The sequence below is a fragment of the Clostridium aestuarii genome (assembly GCF_026735135.1).
Taxonomy (GTDB): domain Bacteria; phylum Bacillota; class Clostridia; order Clostridiales; family Clostridiaceae; genus Clostridium_H; species Clostridium_H aestuarii.
In genome coordinates this window covers 152398-176405 of the sequence record NZ_JAPQER010000006.1, presented here as the reverse complement: position 1 = coordinate 176405, position 24008 = coordinate 152398, and the positions used below count along the sequence as shown (strand labels likewise).

Here is a 24008-nt window from a genome sequence, read left to right as displayed (position 1 = left end):
AAACTATTCAATGGAAAAAAAAGAAAAAATAAGAAAGAATATAGAATTTCGTAGAGTATATAGAAGAGGTAAATCATATTCAAATCACTTGTTAGTTTTATATATATATGCAAATAACAAAAATATAGACTTAAATAGGATTGGAATTTCAGTTAGCAAAAAAGTTGGAAATAGTGTAGTCCGAAGTAGAGTTAAGAGATTGGTTAGTGAAGGTTATAGATTAAATTGTAATAATTTAAAAAAAGGGTATGATTTAGTTTTTATTGCAAGAAATGCTTCGAGGGATAAGAGCTATAAAGAAATAGAAAAATCAATTATTAATTTATTTAAAAAGGTAGGTTTATGTAATTAATTAATGATGAAAAAAATACTTATTAATATAATAAAATTTTATAGAAAGTACGTGTCACCTTTAAAATCACCATGTTGTAGATTTTATCCTACGTGTTCTCAATATGCTATTGAAGCAATAGATAAATATGGAGCTGTAAAGGGTGGATTTATGGCTATAAAAAGAATATTAAGATGTAATCCTTTTAATGAAGGAGGATACGACCCTGTTAAATAAAGGGTCTTTAAAAATAAGGAGGTTTTTAGTTGGATTTGCTTTTAGTGAATTATGCAATGATTTTTAGAATTGAATGGTTGAATAATGCTTTAATTAAGTTTTTTGGTATTATTCATAACGGAATACATAATGTACTTCCTAATCCTAATGTTTCATATGGTTTAACTATAATTGTGGTTACAATAATAATAAGAGGATTATTGTTTCCTTTAAACTATAAACAAATAAAATCAACATTAAAAATGAATGAAATTCAACCTGAAATGAAAAAATTACAAGAGAGATATAAAAATAATCCTCAGCAACAACAGAAGGAAATGATGAAGCTTTATAAGGAAAAGGGAGTAAATCCTATGGCAGGTTGTTTACCACTTTTGCTTCAATGGCCTATTTTAATTGCTCTATACTATGTATTTATGAATTTAAATACAATTGATCCTAATATAGGTAATGTAACTTTCTTAGGGCTTAAATTAATGGCAACACCAACATCGAATCCTCTTAGTTGGATTTTACCGATAGCTTCAGGATTAACTACTTATTTATCATCATCTTTAATGATGTCTAAAAGTAGTCAAGGATCACAAGCTAAGCAGACAAATACTATGAATATAGGAATGTCTTTACTTATTACGTATATGGGATTTAAATTTACAACTGCATTAGTAATATATTGGGTAACAAATAATCTATTCCAAATATTCCAAACTGTAATCATGCAAAAAATAGGAACTAAAAAAGTATCAAAAGAAGCATTAGAATAAAAAAGAATAGAATATTTGCCTTGCTGTTAGCAGGTTTAGAAGGGCGGGTGTCTTTTAGATGTTATCTATTGAAATGACTGGAAAAACAGTTGAAGAAGCTATTAAAAAGTCATTAAATGAACTTAACGTTACAAGAGATAAAGTAGAAATAACAGTAATAGAAGAAGGAAGTAAAGGGCTATTTAAGATATTTAAAGTAAAAGAAGCAAAAGTTCAAGTTAAAGTAAAAAAAGATTACAAGGAAGAAGCTAAGACTTTTTTAAGACAGGTTTTAGATTCCATGGGTATACTTGCGGAAATTATAATTAAAGAAGAAAATGATATATTGAAAGTTAATCTTATAGGTCCTAATATGGGTTTGATTATAGGATATAGAGGAGAAACATTAGATGCTCTTCAATATTTAGTTAATTTATCTGTTAACAAGGATAATGAAGGTAAATATAAAAAGATTACTTTAGATACTGAAAATTATAGGGCTAAGAGAGAGGAAACTTTGAAAAGGCTTGCTGAAAAAATAGCTTATAAGGTAAGAAAAAATCATAAGTATATAAAATTGGAGCCAATGAATCCTTATGAAAGAAGAATTATTCATTCAGTTCTTCAGAATAATTCAGCTGTAGTTACATATAGTGAAGGAGAAGAGCCTTATAGAAGAGTTGTTGTTGATTTAAAGAAGAAAGCCTAAAGGGCTTTCTTTTACTTTTATCTTTTTACTAAGAGTTATAGATTAATAAGGAGTGGAAAATATGAAGGAATTTGATACTATAGCAGCTATTGCAACAAATTTAGGGGAAAGTGGAGTATCTATTATAAGAGTATCGGGTGATAAAGCATTAAGTATAGTAAGTTCAATATTTACGGGCAAAAGCGGAAGAAAACTAGATGATATAAAAACTTATACTATGAGATACGGTCATATTATAAATAAGGGAACAGGCGAAAGATTGGATGAAGTTATTGTAAGTTATATGAAAGGTCCAAGAAGTTTTACAGCTGAGGATACATTGGAGATAAATTGTCATGGTGGTGTTGTGGTTACTAGAAGAATACTAGAAGAAGTACTAAAAGCTGGAGCTAGACATGCAGAACCAGGTGAATTTACAAAAAGAGCTTTTTTAAATGGAAGAATAGATTTAAGTCAAGCGGAAGCTGTTATAGATATAATTAATGCTAAAACTGAATTAAGTATTAAATCAGCACTAGAACAATCAGCAGGGAAAATTTCCAAGGAAATAATGATACTTAGAGATAAGTTGCTGGTAAATATTGCAAATATAGAGGCTACTGTTGATTATCCAGAAGAGGATTTAGAAGAAGTAACTGCTGAAAAAGGTAGGAAAGAGATTGAAAATATATTAGAACAAATTGAAAAGTTACTAATTAGTGCAGATGAAGGAAAGATATTAAGAGAAGGATTAAATACAGTAATTGTCGGAAAACCTAATGTTGGTAAATCGTCAATTTTAAATGCACTTTTAATGGAAAAAAGAGCAATAGTTACAGATATACCAGGAACTACTAGAGATGTTATTGAAGAATATATGAATATTGATGGTATACCTGTTAAAGTAGTAGATACAGCAGGAATTAGAGAAACAGAAGATGTAGTTGAAAAAATAGGTGTAGAAAAATCAAGAGAAAAAATAAGATTAGCAGATCTTATAGTGTTAGTTTTGGATATAAGTGAAGAATTAAATAATGAAGATAAAGAAATAATTGATTTTATAAAAGATAAAAAATATATTGTACTATTAAATAAAATTGATTTAGATGGTAAAATAGATAAGGATGGCATTAAGGAGTTAAATCCTGAATATATCATTGAAATTTCTGCTAAAAAAGGAGAAGGATTAGATAAATTTAAAAAGGCAGTAAAAGAATTATTTTTCAGTGGTAAGGTGCAAGTAAATGATGTTATTATAACTAATACAAGACATAAGGAAGCTTTAATTAGAGCTAAAGAAAGTTTGAAAGCTGCAAAGGAAGTACTTAATAATACTTTTGCTATTGATTTAGCTTCTATTGATCTTAGAAATGCATGGAAAAATTTAGGTGAAATAACAGGTGATACAGTTGAAGAAGATATTATAGATAAAATCTTTTCAAAGTTTTGTTTAGGAAAGTAATGGGAGGGATAAAATGAGTTATTTTGCAGGTGAATTTGATGTTGTTGTTATTGGAGCGGGTCATGCGGGATGTGAAGCAGGGCTTGCTAGTGCAAGATTAGGAGCTAAAACTTTAATTTGTGCTACAGATTTAGCAAGTGTTGCTATGATGCCGTGTAACCCTAATATTGGAGGAACGGCCAAAGGGCATTTAGTAAGAGAAATTGATGCATTAGGTGGAGAGATGGGTATAAATATAGATCATACCTATATTCAATCTAGAATGTTAAATACTTCTAAAGGACCAGCAGTTCATTCATTACGTGCACAAGCTGATAAAAAGAAATATGCAAATAGAATGAAACAAATTTTAGAAAATTATGAAAATTTAAGTCTAAGACAGGCGGAAATTGTAAAAATAGATATAGAAAATGGAAAAGTAAAAGGTGTTATTACAAAAAATGGAGCTTATTATAATACTAAAGCAGTTATTCTTGCTACAGGAACATATTTAAGAGCTAAAATTATTATAGGTGAGTTAAGGTTTGAAGAAGGACCGAGTGGTTTAGCAGCAGCAAAAGGTGGATTAACAGAGAATCTAACAGAACATGGTGTTGAAATCAGAAGATTTAAAACAGGTACACCAGCTAGAATTAATAAAAGATCTGTGGATTTTTCAAAAATGTCAGAACAAAAGGGTGATGAAGAAATAGTTCCTTTTTCATTTATGAGTGATAATGTAGAGAGAGAGCAAATTTCATGTTATTTAACTTATACTAATGATGAAACAAAAAAAGTAATACTTGATAATATACATAGATCTCCTTTATATAATGGTTCAATTAAAAGTGTAGGACCAAGATATTGTCCTTCTTTTGAGGATAAGATTATGAGATTCCCAGATAAACAGCAGCACCAGATATTTATTGAACCAGAAGGGGAAGATACTCAGGAAATGTATGTAGGAGGAATGTCAAGTTCGCTACCAGAAGATGTACAGATTAAGATGATGAGAACTGTTCCTGGACTTGAAAATGTAGAAATGATGAGAACAGCATATGCTATAGAATATGATTGTATAGATCCTACTCAATTAAAGCTTTCACTAGAATTTAAAAATATAGAAGGATTATTTTCAGCTGGGCAGGTAAATGGAAGTTCAGGTTATGAAGAAGCAGCTGGGCAAGGGTTAATAGCTGGAATTAATGCAGCACTTAAAATTCAAAATAAAGAATCTTTTATTTTAAAACGCTCGGATGCTTATATTGGAGTATTGATAGATGATTTAGTAACAAAAGGAACTAATGAACCATATAGAATGATGACATCACGTTCTGAATATAGATTATTATTAAGACAGGATAATGCAGATTTAAGACTTACTGATATGGGAAGAAAAGTAGGACTTATTACTGATGAAAGATATGAAAAATTTTTAAAAAGAAAGACTGCAATACAAGAAGAAATAAAAAGAATTAAAAACATACAAATAACTAATAAGAAAGAAGTAAATGAATTCTTGATAAAAATGGATTCAGTACCGCTAAAAAAACCTATAACTTTATATGAACTTATAAAAAGACCAGAATTAAATTATTTTAATATTGGAGAATTAGATAAAAATAGACCTGATTTACCAAAAGATGTTAAACAACAAGTGAATATAATTTCAAAATATGAGGGATATATACAAAAACAAATAGAACAGATAACACAATTTAAAAAGATGGAAAATAAATTGATTCCAAAAAAATTTGATTATAAAGCAGCTAAAGGGCTTAGAAAAGAAGCTATTCAAAAATTAGATAACATGAGACCAGTAAATGTTGGTCAGGCATCTAGAATTTCAGGAGTATCTCCAGCTGATATATCTGTTCTTTTAGTAACACTTGAACAATATAATAGAAAACATGGAAATAAGGAGGCTTAAATTTAATTGAGTGAATGTAGGAAGTATTACGATATTTTAGAGAATGCAGTAGAAAGTTGTGGATTAAGTTTTAGTGATAAAAAATATGAACAATTTATCAAATATAAAGATTTATTAAAAGAATGGAATGAAAAAGTTAATCTTACTGCTATAAAAGAAGATGAAGAAATTATTAAAAAGCATTTTATAGATTCTCTTAAGGTGTTTAAATTTGAGAAATTAAAAGAGGCAAAAAAAATTATTGATATAGGAACAGGCGGAGGATTTCCTGGAATACCTATGAAAATAATAAAACCAGAAATAGAAATGGTTCTTTTAGATTCTTTGAGAAAAAGAATAAATGTATTAGAGGATATAGCAAATAAAATAGAAATAACTGATATAAGTACAATACATGGTAGAGCAGAGGAATTTGCAAAGCAAGCTAAATATAGAGAAAAATTCGATGCTGTAGTTTCGAGAGCTGTTGCTAATTTGACTGTTTTAAGTGAGTTTTGTATTCCTTATGTAAAAGTAGGGGGATATTTTGTTGCTTTAAAAGGACCTTCAGTAGAAGAGGAAATTAAAGAAGCAAAAAATGCTATTTCAATTTTAGGTGCAAAATTAGAAAATATTTTAGAGATCGAAATTGAAGATAGTGATTTAAAACATAATTTAGTTATTATAAAAAAGATAAAAAACACACCTAAGCAGTATCCTAGAAAAGCAGGAAGTGCTACTAAAAAGCCTTTAAAATAATTCACTTATATATCAAGAGGAGGAAATGAGGGTTATTATGAAAAAGGATATTAAATATATACAGGTTGACTCAATAGTTCCTAATGAATATCAACCTAGAAAATATTTTAACGAGGATACTATAGATCAATTAGCTCAATCTATAGATACATATGGTATAATTCAGCCACTTTCTGTTAGAAAAATAGGAGAAAAATATGAAATTATTGCAGGAGAAAGAAGATGGAGAGCTGCTAAAAAATTAGAATTAAAAGAAGTACCAGCTATAGTTACGAATATTACAAATAGAGATTCAGCAGCAATCGCGTTATTAGAAAATTTACAAAGAGAAGATTTGAATTTTTTAGAAGAGGCAGAAGCGTATCATGATCTTATGGAAAAACATAATTATACTCAAAGTGAATTGGCTAAGATTATAGGAAAAAAACAATCTACTATTGCTAATAAAATGAGAATTTTAAAATTAGATGATAAAATAAAAAAAATAATATTAGAAAATAAATTAACAGAAAGACATGCTAGAGCATTGTTAAAATTACCAAGTATGGAATTACAAAGGAAAGTACTTGGTAAGATTATAAAAAATTTACTTAACGTAAAAAATACAGAAGAATTAATTAATAAAGAATTATTAAAGCTTAGTGGAAAAGAAGTTGGAAAAGATAATAAGAAAAAGATAAAAGGAATTTTTAGTCCAAGAATATATATGAATACGGTTAAACAAGTTTTTGATAAGTATGGTGTTAAAGCTTCTTATAGAACGAAAGAATTAGAAGATAAAATTCAAGTTACAATAACTATACCTAAAAAATAAAAACAGAAAAATTTATAGAATGTTTCACGTGAAACAAAAGCGCCTAAAATTTTTTAAAATTTAAACAAAATCTTTTAAATTTTAAAAAATTTTAGGCGCTTTTTATAAAATATATTTATTAATATGTTTTATAATATTATAATGTAATATATAGGAAAGTATTTTTGTGCCCAAAATAAATGGAAAGAAGGGATATGGTATGAAAGTTATATGTGTTTTTAATCAAAAGGGCGGAGTTGGGAAAACTACTACTAATATAAATTTATGTGCTAATTTAGCTATGAATGGGCATAAGGTGTTATCTATAGATATGGATCCACAAGGTAATACAACTAGTGGGCTTGGAATTGATAAGAATAAAATCGAATATTCAGGTTATGATATTTTATCATCAGAAGTTTCTGTAAAGAAAGCTATGATTGAAAGTGAACTTATAAATAATTTGTATATAGTTCCATCTAATGTGGAATTAGTAGGAGCAGAAGTAGAATTAATTGATAAAAGGAATAGAGAAAGTATACTTAAACATAAAATTAAAGAAGTAAGTGATGAGTTTGAATATATATTTATAGATTGTCCACCTTCATTAGGATTTTTAACTGTCAATGCGTTAAGTGCAGCTGACAGTGTTTTGATACCAATTCAATGTGAGTTTTATGCTTTAGAAGGTGTTGGACAACTTATCAATACAGTTCAACTTGTAAAAAAATCTTTAAACAAAGGTTTGAAAATTGAAGGTGTAGTAATGAACATGTATGATAGTAGAACAAGATTATGTAATGAAGTTGCTGAAGAGGTTAATAAATATTTTAAAGATAAGGTGTATCAAACTACTATACCTAGAAATGTTAGATTAGCAGAAGCACCAAGTTTTGGTCTTCCAATAATACTTTATGATGATAAGTGTAGAGGTGCAAAAGCTTATAAAAATCTAGCAAATGAGTTTTTAAAAAGGCAAGGGAGTGATAAGTGTTGAGTAAAAAATTTGGATTAGGAAAAGGATTAGGTGCCTTAATTCCAGAAGAAAGTAGTAAAAAAGATGATTCAATACTGAAGATATCTATAAATTTCATAAAAGCTAACAGTGATCAGCCCAGAAAGAACTTTGATGAGGAAAAGATAATGCAGTTAGCAGAATCAATTAAAGAACATGGGATTATTCAGCCTTTAGTTTTAAGAAAAAAAGGTGATTTTTATACAATTATTGCAGGAGAAAGAAGATGGAGAGCTGCAAAAAGCATAGGAATTAAAGAAGTTCCAGCGGTTATTCTTGATTTAAGTGAAAAAGAAGTGCTTGAAGTTTCATTAATAGAGAATATTCAAAGAGAAGATTTAAATCCTATTGAAGAAGCATTAGCTTATAAAAAATTAATTGATGAATTTAAATTAACTCAAGAAAAATTAAGTAAAAGAATAGGGAAATCAAGAACTGCGATAGCAAATTGTATGAGATTATTAAATCTAGATAAAAGAGTTCAAGAATATTTAATTGACGGTGTTATTAGTGAAGGACACGGAAGAGCATTACTTGCAATTGAAGATAAAAATATTCAATATAAATTAGCTCAAACTATAATTGATGAATCTTTAAGTGTTAGACAAATTGAAACTTTAATCAAAAATATAAATAAAAAAGAGAGAACAAAAAAACAAAATGAAAATAAAAATAAACTTAATCCATATTATCAAGATATAAAATATAGATTAGAAAACTTGTTTAATACTAAGGTATTATTAAGTTGCGATTCAAACAACAAAGGTAAAATTCAGATTGAATACTATTCAGAAGAGGAGCTAGAAAGAATTCTTAATATATTTAAAATTTGATGTTTCACGTGAAACAAACACTTTGAAAGGATGTACATAAATGAAAGGTATAATTGGATTTTTTAGTGATTTACAACCTTATATTTTAATGGGGTTTGTGATCATTATAATTATTTTAATAATCACATTATTGGTTGTTTTAAAGTCAATCAATAGACTTGAAACTAGATACAGAAAATTAACTCGAGGAATTAATAATGAAAATTTAGAAAAAATTATAATGAGTTATTTAGATAATATAGACAAAGTAAAAGAAGATACAGAAAAAATAAAGAATCAACAACAAGAAATTAATAATAACTTGAAACAATGCATTCAAAAAGTTTCCATTTTAAGGTATAAAGCTTTTGAAGACATAGGAAGTGATTTAAGCTTTTCAATAGTATTATTGGATAATAGTAATGATGGAGTTGTTCTTACGGGAATATATGGAAGAAGTGATAGTACTGTTTATGCCAAACCTATTGATAAAGGAATATCAAGATATGATTTATCTGAAGAAGAAGAAGAAGTTTTATATAATGCTATAAAAAAACAATAAATTAAGTAACCATATAGTTCCAAAATAATATAGCTACATATAAGTTTAATTATTGACTACTTGAAAAAAATATATTTTAAAAGCTAGAATTTAGTAAAATAGAAATTTCAAGGTACTACTTACAGTAAAATTTACATTTTACAATTGAAGTTTTTAAGTATATGATTTCCTCAATTAATTTGTTGAATAAAATGAATTAATAGATGTATATAAATTTTTAATTAAAGATATTGTAGATTTTGATTTAATATAAAAATCACAATATCTTTAATTTTTTAGATAAAAATATATTATTAAAAAATAATATATTACATTCAAATGTTTTTATATTTTACTTGTTGATTTTTTAATGGAACTATTTAGTACAATATCAAAATCAGAATTTATTTTAGAACCAAGAGTTTTTAAAATGCAGTGATATATTCCTCTTGATATAACATTAGCTAAATGCATTACGGTATATAATCTCGTGTTTTGAAGTACCATAAATTCTAAGCTTCCAGAAATATTTACAATACCAGTTATACTTAAATTACCTACTTTAGGTAGATTTTTATTCATAGCAGCACCTGGACTAAGAGGTTTTTCTTCTATAATAATATGTCCAATGTTTTGTAGTTTACCAAGACTAGCATCTATAGCTATTATATATGGATTGTTATATTTATTTTTAATTTCTCTTAATATAGTACATAAATTTTTAGCATGAACAGGAGATTCTAGAGTGCCATATATTATCAACTCATTTTTTAATAATGAATTTAGCTTCTCACCTATTAAAGGACCTAAACTATCACCAGTAGATCTATCAGTACCTATACATAATATGATAATAGGTCGGTGAGATTTTATTATATAATTTAGTTTTTCACATAATATATCTCTTAATTTATAAACTGAAATATTTTCCATAGAATCTATGATTATTTTTTTACTATTCATGGTAAAAACCTCCTTTTTTAAAAGTATGTACGAAAAAGAAGGTTTTTATACTTAATTCATATATAATTGTAAAAATTATCTATAATTTAAAATTATTTAAATTATAGATATAAAATGAAAGAATATATGGTAAGATGGTAATACAAGTATTAATGTAGAAAATACATAATCTATCATACTATAATAAAAATTAAATATAATTTTATTATAGTATGATAATATAAATTTTTTATTGTATAGGAATTATAGAAATTTTAATTTGGGAATAATTTTAATTATAAGAATATATATTATATTCTATAGTTTTTTAAATTTAGAATTGTTTAACTAAGTAAAATATATCTCTAGCAGTATATATCTTTTAATTTTTTATAATGCAAGTATAAGTTTAACTATACCGAATAATATAAAAAATATACCTAAAATTAAAATAATCCATTTAGTAAAAGAAGATATTTTTTTAGAGGAATTATTTTTAAAAATTTTAAGACCTTTAAGAGCAAGAAAATTTAAAACTCCGAACCAAGTTATCATTCCTGCTAAAAGAGAAATTAGAAAAACATAATAGTACATATTTCCGGCATGATGCCATAACTTTAGTGCAGTACTACTTAATCCTAACCATAAGGCTGGAGTCATTGGATTAGAAAAGGTTATTATAAAACCTGACCAAAAGGAAAGTGAATCAGTTTCATCATATTTATTTTTATTCTGGTTCTTGAGTTTCTTTATGGAATTATATTCCATAAATGTTAAAACTGTTCCTGAAATAATCCAGAATAATGCTTCTGTTATTTTATTAGTTTTTAAAAGCTTAGAAAGTCCACAGTTTATTAATATAAGATAAGCCATATCAGCGGTAATAGCACCAAGTGATATCACAAATCCTTTTTTAAAGCCTTTAGATATAGTTTGATCTACGGATTTAATAGCAGCAGGACCTAGTGGAATAGAAATAGCTAGTCCAGTAGAAAATCCTGTTATTATAGCTTTTGTAAATTTCATTAAATATATCATTACTATACTCCTTGATTAAGTTGTAATATAAAAATATTCATATATTAAAATTATATTATATCTATTATATTATATCTATTATATTATATCTTGATTTGTTATATAATTGAATATATAATTCATAAAAAAAGAAAAAAGGGGTTATAAAAATGGCTAAAGAATTTTATTTGGGAGATATTGTTGAAATGAAAAAAGTCCATCCTTGTGGAAGTAAAGAATGGGAAATCGTAAGAGTAGGGGCTGATATAAAAATAAAATGTTTAAAATGTGAAAGAATAGTTATGATTCCAAGAAGTAAATTTGAGAAAAGAGTGAAAAAAATAATTAAACAAAATATACCTGAATAATAATTTATATACTTCTTGATTTTTCTATAGTGAAATGATAGAATAAAGAAATGTGGTCCCTGCTGTGATATTTTGCAGCCGTTAGTCCAAAGGGAGGAGGTGAAAGTGATGAGAAATTACGAAACATTATTCATCTTACATCCATCACTAGATGAAGAAGCTATAAAAGCTAACATCGAAAAGTTTAAGGGTGTAATTGAAAATAATGGTGGAGTAGTTGATAACGTTGATGAATGGGGTAGAAGAAAACTTGCTTATCCTATACAAAAAGTTAACGAAGGATACTACACATTAGTAAACTTTAAATCTAGTCCAGAATTACCTAAAGAATTAGAAAGAGTATTCAGAATAACTGATGGAGTTCTTAGATTTATGGTAATTAATCCTGAAAAATAGGTGGTGCTTATTAAGTGAATAGAGTTGTTTTAATTGGAAGATTAACTAAGGACCCGGAGTTAAGATTCACTCCTGGTGCAGGAAAAGCAGTTACATCTCTTACATTAGCTGTGGACAGAAGATTTAAAAGTCCTGGTCAGCCAGAAGCTGATTTCATACCTATAGTAGTATGGGGAAAGCAGGCTGAAACTACAGCTAACTATATGAGTAAAGGTAGACTAATGGGCGTTAGTGGTAGGATTCAAACTAGATCCTATGAAGCTAAGGATGGCAGTAGAAGATATGTAACAGAAGTAGTTGCTGATGAAGTCCAATTTTTAGAATGGGGAAACTCAAACAATAGAACTCAAACACCATTTAATAATTCAGGCTTTAATACGCAAGAGAATTCATCAACAGGATTTTCTGAAGATTTTAATCAAAAGGAGTATGAAGAAGAAATTACTCCGATTGATGATGGAGATATTCCATTTTAATTAAATTAGGTAAGGAGGGAAAATGATGGCTTATAATAATAATAATAGAAGAGGCGGCGGAAGAAGAAGAAGAAAGAAAGTTTGTTCTTTTTGCGTAGAAAAATCTACTTACATAGATTATAAAGATGTAAATAAATTAAGAAAGTTTGTTACAGAAAGAGGAAAAATACTTCCAAGAAGAATTTCTGGTAACTGTGCTAAACATCAAAGAAGTTTGACTTTAGCAATAAAAAGAGCTAGAAATATGGCTTTACTACCATTTACAACTGACTAATGAGATATAAAGCAGTGTCTAATATGGACACTGCTTTTTTAAACAGATAATATATATCAAAATAAAACTAAAGTTGCATATGTAGGTAAAAAAAACTAAAATATAAATATATAGGACTACATAAGGGGATGATATTATATGAAAAATAATGAATTTAATATTATGTCAAATATAAGAATCATAGAAAAATTGAAAGCAGAACTTTTATGTATCATAGGTGATTTTTTTAAATTACTAGCAAGAGGAAGTAATGTTGCACAAGATGCTATTTTGGAATGTATTTCCGGGGCAATAATAGTTCTATATTTACTAGGTGAAAGACTAGGATATTCCTATATTTCTGTAGATGAAAATATGAAGAAAAAATTAAAATTAGGTATAACTGAAGACGATGTTTTAGAAAAACAAGGTAAAGATTTAAGCAAATTATATTCTCATATAAAAGGGAGAAATTAGCGGAGGAGACTATGCAAAGTAATGGAATTAAAGTAAAAGCTTTAGTAGAAATAGCAATAATGGTTGCAATAATATCTGTAGTTATATTATATACTGCATATGTGCCTTTCTTAGCTGGAATTGGTATGTTTATTTTACCTATACCAATTACATTACTTTATGTTAGACATGATTATAAAAGTGCATTATCTGCTATTTTTGTAGGTACGATTTTAACAGCTTTTATATATAGTCCTATATTAGCAATAACTTCAGCTATTATGTATGGAATTACAGGAATAAGTTTGGGGTATTGTATTAGAAATAGAAAGAAAAGTTCAAGTACAATAGTAGGCGTGGCTATAGCAATTGTTATAGGCAATATAATTCAATTCCTTGTATATGCGTTATTTATAAATAAACAAGGTATAGTAGGTTCAATAAATAATATAGTAGATACTACAAGTGAAGCTTTTAAAATGGCACTTGATACCTATTTATCTATGGGAATTACTGAAGAACAAATTGCTCCTATTAAAGAAGGAATGAAACTCATAACGGCAAAAAATGTAATAAGCATTATACCAACTATTATTTTAGTAAGCAGTTTAATACAAGCATATATACAATACATTATTACAGAAAAAGTTTTTATCAAATTAAAATATAGTGTAGATAAGGTTACACCTTTTAGTAGACTATATATTCCCAATTTAGTAGCAGCAGTACTTATAGGTATTTTATGTTCAGGAATATTATTAGATACAAGAGGAATAGAAATAGGAAGTTATATTACTGAAACTACTAAATATATATTGTTATTTGTTTTTGAATTAGATGGTATAGCATTTTTCATTTTTGTTCTTAGAAATAAATTGAAATTTTCAAAAGGTGTAGCAATGTTTATTATTATCATAGGATTTGCTTTACCTATTTTGTCAGGAATGTATTCTATAGCAGGAGCTATGGATATAATATTAAATTTGAGAAGGCTTGACCCTAATCCAATAAGAAAGATAAAATAGAGGGAATTATATGGATAATTATTTTATTCAAAACAATAAATTATATATAGTAATAATAGCAGTATTAATTTCTATAATATTCATCTTTGGACACTTTTACGTAGGTGGTATAGCTTTAGTTGTGTATGGTGTGATTATTGTTTATAATGTAAAAATATTTAAAAAGAAAAAAGATGAATGGGAAAAAATAATAGAGAAATTTGAAGCTAATATGAATATTTCCACAAGAAATATTTTAGTAAATACTCCAGTACCTTTAACTATAGTTGGAAGTAAAGGAAATATACTGTGGTATAATGAAAAATTTATTGATATCTTTTCCAAAAAAGATATTTTAGGAAAAGATATAAAAGAGATTGCAGAGAAAATAAATATAGATGAGATATTAAATTATAATATAAAGGTTCTTAAATTTATAAGAATAGATAAGAAATATTATAGTGTATTTATTAATTCAGAATTTAGTACTAATAAAAATAAAATCATGTTTTTGTATTTTTATGACGTTACAGAAGAGATGAGATTAAGAACAGAAAATGAAGAAAATAAGGATGCAGTTATTCTTATAGAAGTAGATAATTTAAATGATGTACTTAAAACTACAGAAGAAGATAAAGCAGTTATTCTATCAGCAGAAATAGAAAGAACGATAAAAAATTATGCGCAAAACTTACATGGAATGATTGTAAAATACTCTAATAGTAAATATATTGTAGTAGTTCATAATAAAATTATAAAAAGTGAAATGGATAAAAAATTTGATATATTAGATGAAATACGAGAAATAAATTTTGGTAACAAACTTACAGTTACATTAAGCGTAGGGGTTGGAGTTGGAGGAGAAACGCCTTTGCAAAATAATGAATTTGCAACTTCAGCTAAAGATTTGGCTCTAAGTAGAGGTGGAGACCAGGTTGTTATAAAAAATAAAGAAAAATTACAATTTTATGGAGGAAAAACAAAGGAAATTGCGAAAAGAACTAAAGTAAGAGCAAGAGTTGTAGCTCACGCTTTAGCTAATATAATAAATGAAAGCAGTAAAGTTTATATAATGGGTCATATAAATCCAGATATTGATAGTATTGGAGCTGCAATAGGTATTAGTAGTGTAGTTAAGGCTTTAGGAAAAGAGTCGTATATAATACTTGATAGTATTAATAATGGAATAGAAAATGCAATTAAAAAAATGAAAAAAGAAGGTTTATATGATGAAATTTTTATTAGTAAGCAAGAGTGTATAAATTATTATGATAAAGATAGTTTACTTATACTTTTAGATGTAAATAGTAGAAGTTATGTACAAAATATAGAAATAGTAGATGAAATAAATAGAATTGTTATAATAGACCATCACAGAAAATCTACAGATGCTGTAGAAGGAAGTCTTCTAGATTATATTGAAGCTTATGCATCATCTACTTGTGAATTGGTAACTGAAATGCTTCAATATATGCTTGAAAGTCCTAAAAAAAGTATAACTCCTATAGTTGCTGAAATGCTTTTAGCTGGAATTTATGTTGATACTAAAAATTTTTATTTTAAAACAGGAGTTAGAACTTTTGAAGCAGCAGCGTATTTAAGACAAATGGGAGCAGATATAATAGATGTAAAAAAAATGTTTGCAAGTGATTTAGAAACATATTTGAAAAAAGCTAAGATTATAAGTTTAGCTGAAGTGGAAAAAAATATATCTATTGCAGTTTGTCCACCAGAGATTGATGATACTGTATTAGCTGCACAAGTTTCAGATGAGTTGCTAAATATTACAGGTGTTCAAGCATCATTTGTTCTTGTTAAAATAAAAGATGAAATATCTATAAGTGGTAGATCATTTGGAGATATAAATGTACAATTGATACTGGAAGAATTAGGTGGCGGTGGACATATGACTATTGCAGGTACAAAGCTAAGCAATGTTTCAATATATGCTGCAAAAGAAAAATTGCAACAAGCTATAGATAAATATTTAAAGGAAGGTGAAGAATAATGAAACTTATATTATTAAAAAATGTAAAAGGACAGGGAAAAAAAGGAGAGGTAATAAATGCTTCAGATGGATATGCAAGAAACTTTTTAATACCAAAAGGATTAGGCAAAGAAGCAACAGATTCAAATATGCATATTTTAAATAAACAAAAAGAAACTGAAAGAAAAAAGAAATTAGAAGAAACAGAAGCTGCTCAAAAAATAGCAGATGAATTAAGAAATAAGGAAATAAAAATTTATACTAAAGCTGGAGAAAGTGGAAGATTATTTGGAGCTATAACAAGTAAAGATGTAGCAGTTCAATTAAAGAAGCAATATAATGTTGAAGTTGATAAGAAAAAAATAGCTGCAGGTACAATAAAGCAACTTGGAACATATGATGTGGAAATAAAACTATATCCTGAAATTTCTACTAAAGTAAAGGTTGTTATTTGCGAAAAGCAGTAAATGGGAGGAAGAGATATTGAAATCTTCATTAATAAATGATAAATCAAAAGATATTATAGATATTATTAGTGATGGAATGTCTTTAGATGTACAAATAGATGCACTAGATGAAATAATGAGAAAAGTTATTAGTGAAAAGACTATTAGATCAAAAATTATTAAATATAAATTAAACAAGTATATACACAATAATGATGTTTATAAAAGAATTTATGCAATAAATAAAATTGTAAGTGAAGGTAAAGGAATAGATATTATACCAAATGAGAAGAATGTAAATGAAGCAATAGATAATACTAAGCAGTGTCTTTCAGCTCTTATAGCTAAAAGGTACATTGAAAACAGTATTGAAAAAGAAGTTGAACAGGTAGTAATTGAAAAACAAGAAAAATATATGGATGAGATAAAGCTCAATATTATAAAGAAAAAAAAGGGAGTTGAAAATGCTAAAACTTTAAAAAAATATGCTAAACTTGAAGTTTTAGATTCTGTAAAGCTTTCTAATAATATTCAAAATCTTTTAAGACCTGGAATTTTTTCAGAAATTGTTGGACAAGAAAGAGCGATAAAATCTCTTTTATCTAAACTGGCATCTCCATATCCACAGCATATAATTTTGTATGGACCGCCAGGAATTGGTAAAACTACTGCAGCTAGACTTGCATTAGAAGAAGCTAAGAAACTTAAGTATACACCATTTAGTAAAGCAGGTAAGTTTGTAGAAGTAGATGGAACAACTTTGAGATGGGATCCAAGAGAAATAACTAATCCACTTTTAGGATCTGTACATGATCCTATTTATCAAGGTAGTAAAAGAGATTTAGCAGAAATTGGTGTGCCAGAGCCAAAACCGGGTTTGGTTACAGATGCACATGGTGGAGTTTTATTTATAGATGAAATTGGAGAGCTTGATACAATTCTTCAAAATAAACTTTTGAAGGTTTTAGAGGATAAGAGAGTAGAATTTTCATCTTCTTATTATGATCCAGATGATGAAAATATACCTAAATATATAAAGTATCTTTTTGAAAATGGAGCACCAGCAGATTTTGCTCTTATTGGTGCTACAACAAGAGAGCCTAAGGATATAAATCCTGCATTAAGATCAAGATGTACGGAGGTATATTTTGAACCATTATCATCAAAGGATATAGAAAAAATAGTAGAAAATGCAGCTAAAAAGTTAAATATTAAATTAGAAGAAGGAGCTGCAGAACTGATAAGTAGATATACTATAGAAGGTAGAAAAGCAGTAAATATATTAGCAGATGCTTATGGATATACACTTTATAATAATAATGCAAGTCCTGAAGACGATATTAAAATTACGATAAAAGATATAGAAGAAATCATATCAATAAGCAGATTTACTCCTTTTGAAGAAGTTTGTAAAGAAAAAGAATATGAAACAGGACATGTGTATGGCTTAGGAGTTAGTGGATATATAGGGTCTACTATTGAAATAGAAACAGCTGTATTTGAAGCTAAAGATAAGGGAAAAGGTAATATAAGATTTAATGAAACAGCCGGAAGTATGGCAAAAGACTCTGTGTTTAATGCTGCATCGGTTATAAGAAAAATAACGGGTAAAGAACCTAGAGATTATGATATTCATGTAAATGTTATAGGGGGAGGACGTATAGATGGTCCTTCAGCAGGAACAGCTATAACTATATGCATTATAAGTGCACTTTTAAATAAACCTATAAGACAGGACATTGCTTTAACGGGAGAAATTTCATTAAGAGGTAAGGTAAAACCTGTTGGTGGTATTTTTGAAAAGGTATATGGTGCTAGAAGAAAGGGAATAAAACAAATAATAGTACCTAAAGATAATTCAAAAGAAGTACCTGTTGGACTTGATGATATTGAAGTTACACCAGTAGATACTATTGAAGAAGTAATAAATATAGTATTTAAAGAAAATTAGGAGAGATAATTAATGGAAGCACCACTAAGAAGTTTACCTCATAATATGCAAGCAGAACAAACAGTACTTGGGTGTATGCTTAAAGATGAAAACTCAATAGCCCAAGCTTCAGAAAAGTTAAATGGAGATGACTTTTATAGAGAAGGACATAAGATCATATTTGAAGCTATATTAGAATTATATATGAAGAATATTCCAGTTGATATGATTACATTAATAGAACACTTGAAATCTACAGATAAATTGCAAGTTGTTGGTGGCATTACCTATATAACTGAACTTAGTAATTCAGTAGAATCTACTATTAATCTTAGTTCATATGTAAAGATTGTTGAGGATAAGGCTATTCTAAGAAGATTAATAAAAGCTTCTGCTGATATAACGGAAAAGAGTTATACAAGTCAGGAAGAGGTTTCAGGTGTATTGGAACTAGCAGAAAAGAAGATATTTGATATAGCCCAAAAGAGATCAACAAGTGATTTTGAGCCTATAAGTACTGTACTTGAAAGAGGCTTTGAGCAAATAGAGAGAATATTTAATAATAAAGGGGAAACTACAGGAGTTCCTACAGGATTCCCAGAATTAGATGCTAAAACATCAGGGTTTCAATCAGGAGAGATGATACTTGTTGCAGCAAGACCATCTATGGGAAAAACTACGTTTGCTCTAAATATTGCCGAATATGCGGCGCTTAGAGAAGACAAAAGTGTAGTAGTTTTTTCATTAGAAATGTCTAAGGAACAATTAGCATATAAACTACTTTGTTCAGAAGCTAATATAGATATGCTAAGGCTTAGAACTGGAGAGTTAGAGGATGATGATTGGGAAAGAATAGCAAAGGCATCTGGACCAATTGCTAACTCTAAGATATATATAGATGATACTGCAGGTGTTTCTGTTATGGAGATGCGTTCTAAATGTAGAAAGTTGAAAGTAAAATACGGAATAGATTTAATAGTAATAGATTATCTTCAGCTTATGAGTGGAAGTAACGGATCTGAAAGTAGACAACAAGAAGTATCAGAGATTTCAAGATCTATAAAGGCAATTGCAAAGGAAATGGAATGCCCTGTTATAGCTCTTTCACAGTTATCGCGTGCACCAGAGCAGAGAGCAGATCATAGACCTATGCTTTCTGATCTTAGGGAATCAGGATCAATAGAGCAGGATGCTGACCTTGTTATGTTTTTATATAGAGATGAGTATTATAACAAAGAAACAGAAGATAAAAATGTAGCTGAATGTATAATTGCAAAGCAAAGGAATGGTCCAACAGGTACAGTTAAACTAGCTTGGCTTGGACAATATAGTAAATTTGGAAGATTGGATGTTATACATCAAGAATAAAACACTATCGTTAAATTTAACGATAGTGTTTTTTTGAGAAAAAAAACAAGTAATAGACATATAAAGGATACGAAAAAGACACATGAAAGTTATATATTTAATTTGCAAGAATAAATTTTATATCTATATATCTATAATATGAACAAGATAATAGTCATGAAAAAAATCCTTTATAAGGTTCAAATGAGTTTAGAAATGATATTAATAATAATTGATAATAATAAAAAACTTGTTAAAGCCACAGCAAATACACAGAAAGTACACATCACCATTATATACTTAAGTTGTAAAGATGATAAAAAACAAGTAAGTTTTGGGGGGATAAAAATGATATCTAAAAAAGTTAAAAGTTTAATTATGACAGCAGTAGTAACAATAATGGCTTCTTCAGCAATAATAACAAGTGTACATGCAAAGGAAATTAACAAAGTTTCTTTAGAAGAAAAAAGTGGAGTTATAGAATATGTATATGAGAGCACAGATGGAGAATGTAATGATAGCATAGATTGTGAAGTAATGGAATACCCAACATATAAAGAGATTATGAAGGATATAAAAATTGATATAAGAAAGGAAGAGTCTACAAAATTAGAAAGTTTATATAATGAGGCAGTATTATTAGACAAGGAAAATAAATTTGAAGAAGCAGATAAAGTTTGGAATGAATTTGATAGTATTTTAGATAAATATATTGAAGTATCACAGCTGTGTATAGATTGTGCTGAACAAAATGAAGAGTTTGAAGCGAGTAAATTAATAGCCTCTTATGAAGTAAAAGGTAATAGAATACAGATTAAATCTACAGAAGAAAATAATAATAAATTATCAAAAAAAGATAAAGACAAACACAAGTTAATATGGGAGAGAGCAAAACAAATAATTCCTAAAACATATATTAATAAAATCATAAGATATGATGTAATCACAGATGGTAAAGATCAGATATTAGCTTATGTTGATTCTCCTAATATGGATAATAAAACTTGGATATTATCAGTAGATATAAAGGATGCTTTTAACGAGAATGGAAAATTACTTGGAAAAACATTAAATAATACTCTTATTCATGAATTTGGACATGTTTTAACATTAAATGATAGACAAATCGTACCACAATATAAAGAACAAAAGGGAATTTATGTTACAGATGAGGGGACTACCAAGAAAAATTCTTATTTGAATCTTTTTTATAAAAAATTCTGGAAAGATATTTATGATGAATATAAGAAAGTTAATATGAGACAAGAGTTAGAAGGGGATGAAGTAAATTTAGAGTTTTATGAAAAATATAAAAATCGTTTTGTTTCAGAATATGCTTCAACTAATCCAGAAGAGGATATTGCAGAATCATTTATGCGATTTGTTGTAGAGAATAAACCAAAGGGAAAAACAATAGCTGAAAAGAAAATATTATTCTTTTATGATTTTTCTGAATTAGTTAATATAAGAAAAGAGATTAGACAAAACTTAAGATATAAATAATAGTAAATTTAAATGAATCATTTCAAAACATAGAAAACATTTATATAATTAACATATAGATGTTTTCTATGTTTTATTATATAATTTTAAAAACTATTAGGAGTTGAATATATGTATAAAAAAGTTTTAGTTGTTGAAGATGAAGAAAGAATGAGAGAAATTGTTTCAGATTATCTTAGAGTTAGTGGATTTGAAGTATTTGAAGCTGGAGATGGAAAAATGGCTATGGAAATTTTTGAGGAAAATCAATTTGATATAGTGATTCTAGATATTATGATACCTGAGTTAGATGGATGGTCTGTTTGTAAGCGGATTAGAAAACAATCAGATATACCAATTATTATGCTTACTGCACGATCAGATGAAGATGACAAGCTTATGGGGTTTGAGCTAGGTGCAGATGAATATGTAACCAAGCCATTTAGTCCAAAGGTTTTAGTTGCAAGAGTAAAAACTTTACTTAAAAGAATAGATGGAACTATTAGAAGTGAAGAACAAGCAGTGAATATAGAAGGGATAGAAGTAAATAAAAAGTCCCATATTGTTAAAGTTGACAATAAAGTAGTAGAATTATCACCTAAAGAATATCAGCTGCTTTGCTATATGATGGAAAACAAAGGAGTGGTATTATCAAGAGAAAATATTTTAAATAAAGTTTGGGGATATGATTATTTTGCGGATTCCAGGGTGGTTGATACTCATATTAAGAAGTTAAGAAAAAAATTAGGACATAAATCACAGTATATTCGTACTCTTATAAGAGTAGGATATAAATTTGAGGTGAATTAATGAAAAATAAAAGCATTGTATATAAACTATTTTTTATTACTGTAATTGTATTTACTATGTTCATATTTATCCAAATGAGTTTTCAAAGCTTGTTTTTTAGTAGGTTTTATTTAAAAGAAAAGATAAAAATTACAAAAAACAATATAGACAGCTTTAGTAAAAAATATATAAACTCTAATTGGTCATTAGAGCAAGAGATAAAGGGAATCAATCGTTTTATTGAAGAAAACAATTCTATATTGATTATTACAAATGATAAAGGTGTACCTGAGTATTCATATATGTATGATATTTATAGTTCAGTTATGCTTATTGAAGATAAGGATGAAAACTATTATAAGATTCCTATAGATTATATTGAAGATGAAACTGATTTTGAAATTAAAAAGGGAGAAGAAGTTTATATAGAAGGAATAAAAAGTGAGTATGATGAAACAATAATAGAACCTTTTAAGATTGAAATTAATGGTAAAGAATACTCTAATAAAAGTATTTCATTAGATATTTATTATGATGAAGATGCTAGTGAGAAAGACGAATATTATGATATAAAACATCAGATTGACAAAATAAAAGGAACAATTGCATATATAGAAAAGCCAAAGAAATTTAGTAAAGATATAATGTATAAGCAAAATTTATTGATAGAACAAGTAGATTATTGGTTTTATAATAAAAATGAAATTAATAATTTATCTAACTCTGATATAATCAGTTATAATTATGATGAACCTGAATTAAAGACACAGAATAGAGTTTTTATAAAGCCAGTTATGAATAAGAATGGAAGCAAAAAATATATTTTTGTTTTAACATCTCTTCAACCAGTAGATGAAGCTATTGGAATTATGAAAAATTATTATTTTTATATGTTTTTATTAGCAATAGTATTTATAATTATATTGTCTTTTACATATTCTAAAATGATTTCAAAACCTCTTATTCAAATGAATAAAGTTGCTAAAAATATGGCAGAATTAGATTTTTCAACTTATTGTCAAGTAAAATCGGATGATGAATTAGGAAGCTTATCAAAAAGCTTAAACATATTATCCAAAAGTTTAGATTACAATATGAAAGAATTAAAAAAAGCAAATAAAAAACTAGCAGAGGATATAGAGAGGGAAAGAAAGCAGGAAAAGGTAAGGAAAGAATTTGTAGCAAGTGTTTCACATGAATTGAAAACTCCTCTTGGAATTATGAAAGGTTTTGCAGAGGGAATCAAAGATGGTATATATGAAAATAAAAAAGATTATTATTTAGAGGTTATAATAGATGAAATAGAAAAAATGAACGAACTTGTATTGGACATGCTTGAGCTTTCTAAATTAGAAGCTAGAGCATATAAATTGAATAAAAGTGATTTTAGTATTAAAGAAATAATTATAAACACAGATAATAAATTTACAAATATTTCCCAGGAAAAGAATTTAAAAATTAATTTATGTATGGATAATTGTAATGTATATGGAGATAAAAGAAAGATAGAACAGGTTATTGTAAATCTCTTTAGTAATGCAATAAGATATTCTAAAAGAGATGGATTTATTAAAATAAAAACGGAAAGTAGAGATAATGAGGTATACTTTTATATTGAAAATAGTGGAACACATATACCAGATGAACAACTTGATAAGATTTGGAATAGATTTTACAGAGTAGAAAAATCAAGAAGTAAAGCATTAGGTGGAACTGGGTTAGGCCTTGCTATAATTAAAAATATTTTAGAAATGCACGAAAGTACATTTGGTGTAAAAAATACAAATTTAGGAGTACAGTTTTTCTTTAGTTTATGTAAAGCTAAAAATAATGCAATACCTTAAGG

General features: G+C 27.4%; 26 protein-coding genes. 24 read left to right on the top strand and 2 right to left on the bottom strand.

Annotated features, from left to right (window positions below; genetic code table 11):
* Positions 1-10 precede the first annotated feature (10 nt).
* The 11 genes from rnpA to OW763_RS13575 all read left to right on the top strand — a co-directional run bounded on the left by rnpA (position 11) and on the right by OW763_RS13575 (position 9290).
* Positions 11-352, top strand: coding sequence for a ribonuclease P protein component (gene rnpA / locus OW763_RS13625; RefSeq protein ID WP_268041687.1), 342 nt, complete (start codon positions 11-13; stop codon positions 350-352).
* A gap of 6 nt (positions 353-358) precedes the next feature.
* Positions 359-568, top strand: coding sequence for a membrane protein insertion efficiency factor YidD (yidD, locus tag OW763_RS13620; protein WP_268041703.1), 210 nt, complete (start codon positions 359-361; stop codon positions 566-568).
* Between the two features lie 29 nt (positions 569-597).
* Positions 598-1332, top strand: coding sequence for a membrane protein insertase YidC (gene yidC, locus OW763_RS13615; protein ID WP_268041686.1), 735 nt, complete (start codon positions 598-600; stop codon positions 1330-1332).
* Positions 1333-1390: 58 nt separating this feature from the next.
* Complete coding sequence (gene jag / locus OW763_RS13610) at positions 1391-2020, top strand: RNA-binding cell elongation regulator Jag/EloR (protein ID WP_268041685.1); 630 nt, start codon at positions 1391-1393, stop codon at positions 2018-2020.
* Between the two features lie 61 nt (positions 2021-2081).
* Positions 2082-3461: a tRNA uridine-5-carboxymethylaminomethyl(34) synthesis GTPase MnmE gene (gene mnmE, locus OW763_RS13605; RefSeq protein WP_268041684.1), complete on the top strand. Its 1380-nt coding sequence runs from the start codon at positions 2082-2084 to the stop codon at positions 3459-3461.
* A gap of 13 nt (positions 3462-3474) precedes the next feature.
* On the top strand, positions 3475-5370 hold the full coding sequence (gene mnmG, locus OW763_RS13600) for a tRNA uridine-5-carboxymethylaminomethyl(34) synthesis enzyme MnmG (protein WP_268041683.1): 1896 nt from the start codon (positions 3475-3477) through the stop codon (positions 5368-5370).
* 6 nt (positions 5371-5376) lie between these two features.
* A complete protein-coding gene (rsmG, locus tag OW763_RS13595) occupies positions 5377-6108 on the top strand; it encodes a 16S rRNA (guanine(527)-N(7))-methyltransferase RsmG (protein ID WP_268041682.1) in 732 nt (243 codons plus the stop codon).
* A 37-nt stretch (positions 6109-6145) separates the two neighbouring features.
* Complete coding sequence (gene noc, locus OW763_RS13590) at positions 6146-6922, top strand: nucleoid occlusion protein (RefSeq protein ID WP_268041681.1); 777 nt, start codon at positions 6146-6148, stop codon at positions 6920-6922.
* Positions 6923-7121: 199 nt separating this feature from the next.
* On the top strand, positions 7122-7898 hold the full coding sequence (locus OW763_RS13585) for a ParA family protein (RefSeq protein ID WP_268041680.1): 777 nt from the start codon (positions 7122-7124) through the stop codon (positions 7896-7898).
* Positions 7895-8749 (top strand): ParB/RepB/Spo0J family partition protein, encoded by an 855-nt coding sequence (locus tag OW763_RS13580; RefSeq protein ID WP_268041679.1) that lies wholly within the window; start codon positions 7895-7897, stop codon positions 8747-8749. Before OW763_RS13585 ends, OW763_RS13580 begins: the two co-directional genes overlap by 4 nt.
* A gap of 40 nt (positions 8750-8789) precedes the next feature.
* Positions 8790-9290: a DUF4446 family protein gene (locus tag OW763_RS13575; protein ID WP_268041678.1), complete on the top strand. Its 501-nt coding sequence runs from the start codon at positions 8790-8792 to the stop codon at positions 9288-9290.
* A 324-nt stretch (positions 9291-9614) separates the two neighbouring features.
* Here OW763_RS13575 and yyaC read toward each other — a convergent pair whose 3' ends face one another.
* Positions 9615-10232, bottom strand: a complete 618-nt coding sequence (yyaC, locus tag OW763_RS13570) for a spore protease YyaC (RefSeq protein ID WP_268041677.1) — start codon at positions 10230-10232, stop codon at positions 9615-9617.
* 369 nt (positions 10233-10601) lie between these two features.
* Positions 10602-11249, bottom strand: a complete 648-nt coding sequence (locus tag OW763_RS13565; protein ID WP_268041676.1) for a LysE family translocator — start codon at positions 11247-11249, stop codon at positions 10602-10604.
* A gap of 149 nt (positions 11250-11398) precedes the next feature.
* Here OW763_RS13565 and OW763_RS13560 point away from each other — a divergent pair, with 149 nt between their 5' ends.
* The 13 genes from OW763_RS13560 to OW763_RS13500 all read left to right on the top strand — a co-directional run bounded on the left by OW763_RS13560 (position 11399) and on the right by OW763_RS13500 (position 24006).
* Complete coding sequence (locus OW763_RS13560; RefSeq protein ID WP_268041675.1) at positions 11399-11596, top strand: DUF951 domain-containing protein; 198 nt, start codon at positions 11399-11401, stop codon at positions 11594-11596.
* A 108-nt stretch (positions 11597-11704) separates the two neighbouring features.
* The gene (gene rpsF / locus OW763_RS13555) at positions 11705-11992 is read left to right on the top strand and encodes a 30S ribosomal protein S6 (protein WP_268041674.1); all 288 of its coding nucleotides are present in this window, start codon (positions 11705-11707) and stop codon (positions 11990-11992) included.
* Positions 11993-12006: 14 nt separating this feature from the next.
* A complete protein-coding gene (locus tag OW763_RS13550; RefSeq protein ID WP_268041673.1) occupies positions 12007-12468 on the top strand; it encodes a single-stranded DNA-binding protein in 462 nt (153 codons plus the stop codon).
* Positions 12469-12493: 25 nt separating this feature from the next.
* Positions 12494-12742 carry a 30S ribosomal protein S18 gene (rpsR, locus tag OW763_RS13545; protein WP_268041672.1) on the top strand — a complete coding sequence of 83 codons (249 nt, stop codon included), beginning with the start codon at positions 12494-12496 and terminating at the stop codon, positions 12740-12742.
* A 138-nt stretch (positions 12743-12880) separates the two neighbouring features.
* Entirely contained in the window at positions 12881-13198 is a 318-nt protein-coding gene (locus tag OW763_RS13540) for a MazG-like family protein (protein ID WP_268041671.1), read from the top strand.
* A gap of 11 nt (positions 13199-13209) precedes the next feature.
* On the top strand, positions 13210-14202 hold the full coding sequence (locus tag OW763_RS13535) for a YybS family protein (RefSeq protein ID WP_268041670.1): 993 nt from the start codon (positions 13210-13212) through the stop codon (positions 14200-14202).
* A 10-nt stretch (positions 14203-14212) separates the two neighbouring features.
* Complete coding sequence (locus OW763_RS13530) at positions 14213-16189, top strand: DHH family phosphoesterase (protein WP_268041669.1); 1977 nt, start codon at positions 14213-14215, stop codon at positions 16187-16189.
* Positions 16189-16635, top strand: coding sequence for a 50S ribosomal protein L9 (gene rplI / locus OW763_RS13525; protein ID WP_268041668.1), 447 nt, complete (start codon positions 16189-16191; stop codon positions 16633-16635). The genes OW763_RS13530 and rplI overlap by 1 nt, the downstream gene beginning before the upstream one ends.
* Before the next feature lie 76 nt (positions 16636-16711).
* Complete coding sequence (lonC, locus tag OW763_RS13520; RefSeq protein WP_268041702.1) at positions 16712-18565, top strand: Lon family ATP-dependent protease; 1854 nt, start codon at positions 16712-16714, stop codon at positions 18563-18565.
* 12 nt (positions 18566-18577) lie between these two features.
* Positions 18578-19912 (top strand): replicative DNA helicase, encoded by a 1335-nt coding sequence (locus OW763_RS13515; protein WP_268041667.1) that lies wholly within the window; start codon positions 18578-18580, stop codon positions 19910-19912.
* Positions 19913-20239: 327 nt separating this feature from the next.
* The gene (locus OW763_RS13510; RefSeq protein ID WP_268041666.1) at positions 20240-21394 is read left to right on the top strand and encodes a hypothetical protein; all 1155 of its coding nucleotides are present in this window, start codon (positions 20240-20242) and stop codon (positions 21392-21394) included.
* 111 nt (positions 21395-21505) lie between these two features.
* Positions 21506-22183, top strand: coding sequence for a response regulator transcription factor (locus tag OW763_RS13505; RefSeq protein WP_268041665.1), 678 nt, complete (start codon positions 21506-21508; stop codon positions 22181-22183).
* A complete protein-coding gene (locus tag OW763_RS13500; protein WP_268041664.1) occupies positions 22183-24006 on the top strand; it encodes a HAMP domain-containing sensor histidine kinase in 1824 nt (607 codons plus the stop codon). The genes OW763_RS13505 and OW763_RS13500 overlap by 1 nt, the downstream gene beginning before the upstream one ends.
* Positions 24007-24008 lie beyond the last annotated feature (2 nt).

Bases quoted from the DNA above. Each gene is read 5' to 3' on its own strand.
- rpsF (WP_268041674.1), top strand. From the start codon at position 11,705: ATGAGAAATTACGAAACATTATTCATCTTACATCCATCACTAGATGAA.
- OW763_RS13505 (WP_268041665.1), top strand. From the start codon at position 21,506: ATGTATAAAAAAGTTTTAGTTGTTGAAGATGAAGAAAGAATGAGAGAA.
- rnpA (WP_268041687.1), top strand. From the start codon at position 11: ATGGAAAAAAAAGAAAAAATAAGAAAGAATATAGAATTTCGTAGAGTA.
- OW763_RS13515 (WP_268041667.1), top strand. From the start codon at position 18,578: ATGGAAGCACCACTAAGAAGTTTACCTCATAATATGCAAGCAGAACAA.
- OW763_RS13510 (WP_268041666.1), top strand. From the start codon at position 20,240: ATGATATCTAAAAAAGTTAAAAGTTTAATTATGACAGCAGTAGTAACA.
- yyaC (WP_268041677.1), bottom strand. From the start codon at position 10,232: ATGAATAGTAAAAAAATAATCATAGATTCTATGGAAAATATTTCAGTT.
- OW763_RS13530 (WP_268041669.1), top strand. From the start codon at position 14,213: ATGGATAATTATTTTATTCAAAACAATAAATTATATATAGTAATAATA.
- rplI (WP_268041668.1), top strand. From the start codon at position 16,189: ATGAAACTTATATTATTAAAAAATGTAAAAGGACAGGGAAAAAAAGGA.
- lonC (WP_268041702.1), top strand. From the start codon at position 16,712: ATGTCTTTAGATGTACAAATAGATGCACTAGATGAAATAATGAGAAAA.
- mnmG (WP_268041683.1), top strand. From the start codon at position 3,475: ATGAGTTATTTTGCAGGTGAATTTGATGTTGTTGTTATTGGAGCGGGT.
- OW763_RS13540 (WP_268041671.1), top strand. From the start codon at position 12,881: ATGAAAAATAATGAATTTAATATTATGTCAAATATAAGAATCATAGAA.
- mnmE (WP_268041684.1), top strand. From the start codon at position 2,082: ATGAAGGAATTTGATACTATAGCAGCTATTGCAACAAATTTAGGGGAA.
- jag (WP_268041685.1), top strand. From the start codon at position 1,391: ATGTTATCTATTGAAATGACTGGAAAAACAGTTGAAGAAGCTATTAAA.
- OW763_RS13500 (WP_268041664.1), top strand. From the start codon at position 22,183: ATGAAAAATAAAAGCATTGTATATAAACTATTTTTTATTACTGTAATT.
- rpsR (WP_268041672.1), top strand. From the start codon at position 12,494: ATGGCTTATAATAATAATAATAGAAGAGGCGGCGGAAGAAGAAGAAGA.
- OW763_RS13565 (WP_268041676.1), bottom strand. From the start codon at position 11,249: ATGATATATTTAATGAAATTTACAAAAGCTATAATAACAGGATTTTCT.
- OW763_RS13535 (WP_268041670.1), top strand. From the start codon at position 13,210: ATGCAAAGTAATGGAATTAAAGTAAAAGCTTTAGTAGAAATAGCAATA.
- OW763_RS13585 (WP_268041680.1), top strand. From the start codon at position 7,122: ATGAAAGTTATATGTGTTTTTAATCAAAAGGGCGGAGTTGGGAAAACT.
- OW763_RS13560 (WP_268041675.1), top strand. From the start codon at position 11,399: ATGGCTAAAGAATTTTATTTGGGAGATATTGTTGAAATGAAAAAAGTC.
- noc (WP_268041681.1), top strand. From the start codon at position 6,146: ATGAAAAAGGATATTAAATATATACAGGTTGACTCAATAGTTCCTAAT.
- OW763_RS13575 (WP_268041678.1), top strand. From the start codon at position 8,790: ATGAAAGGTATAATTGGATTTTTTAGTGATTTACAACCTTATATTTTA.
- yidD (WP_268041703.1), top strand. From the start codon at position 359: ATGAAAAAAATACTTATTAATATAATAAAATTTTATAGAAAGTACGTG.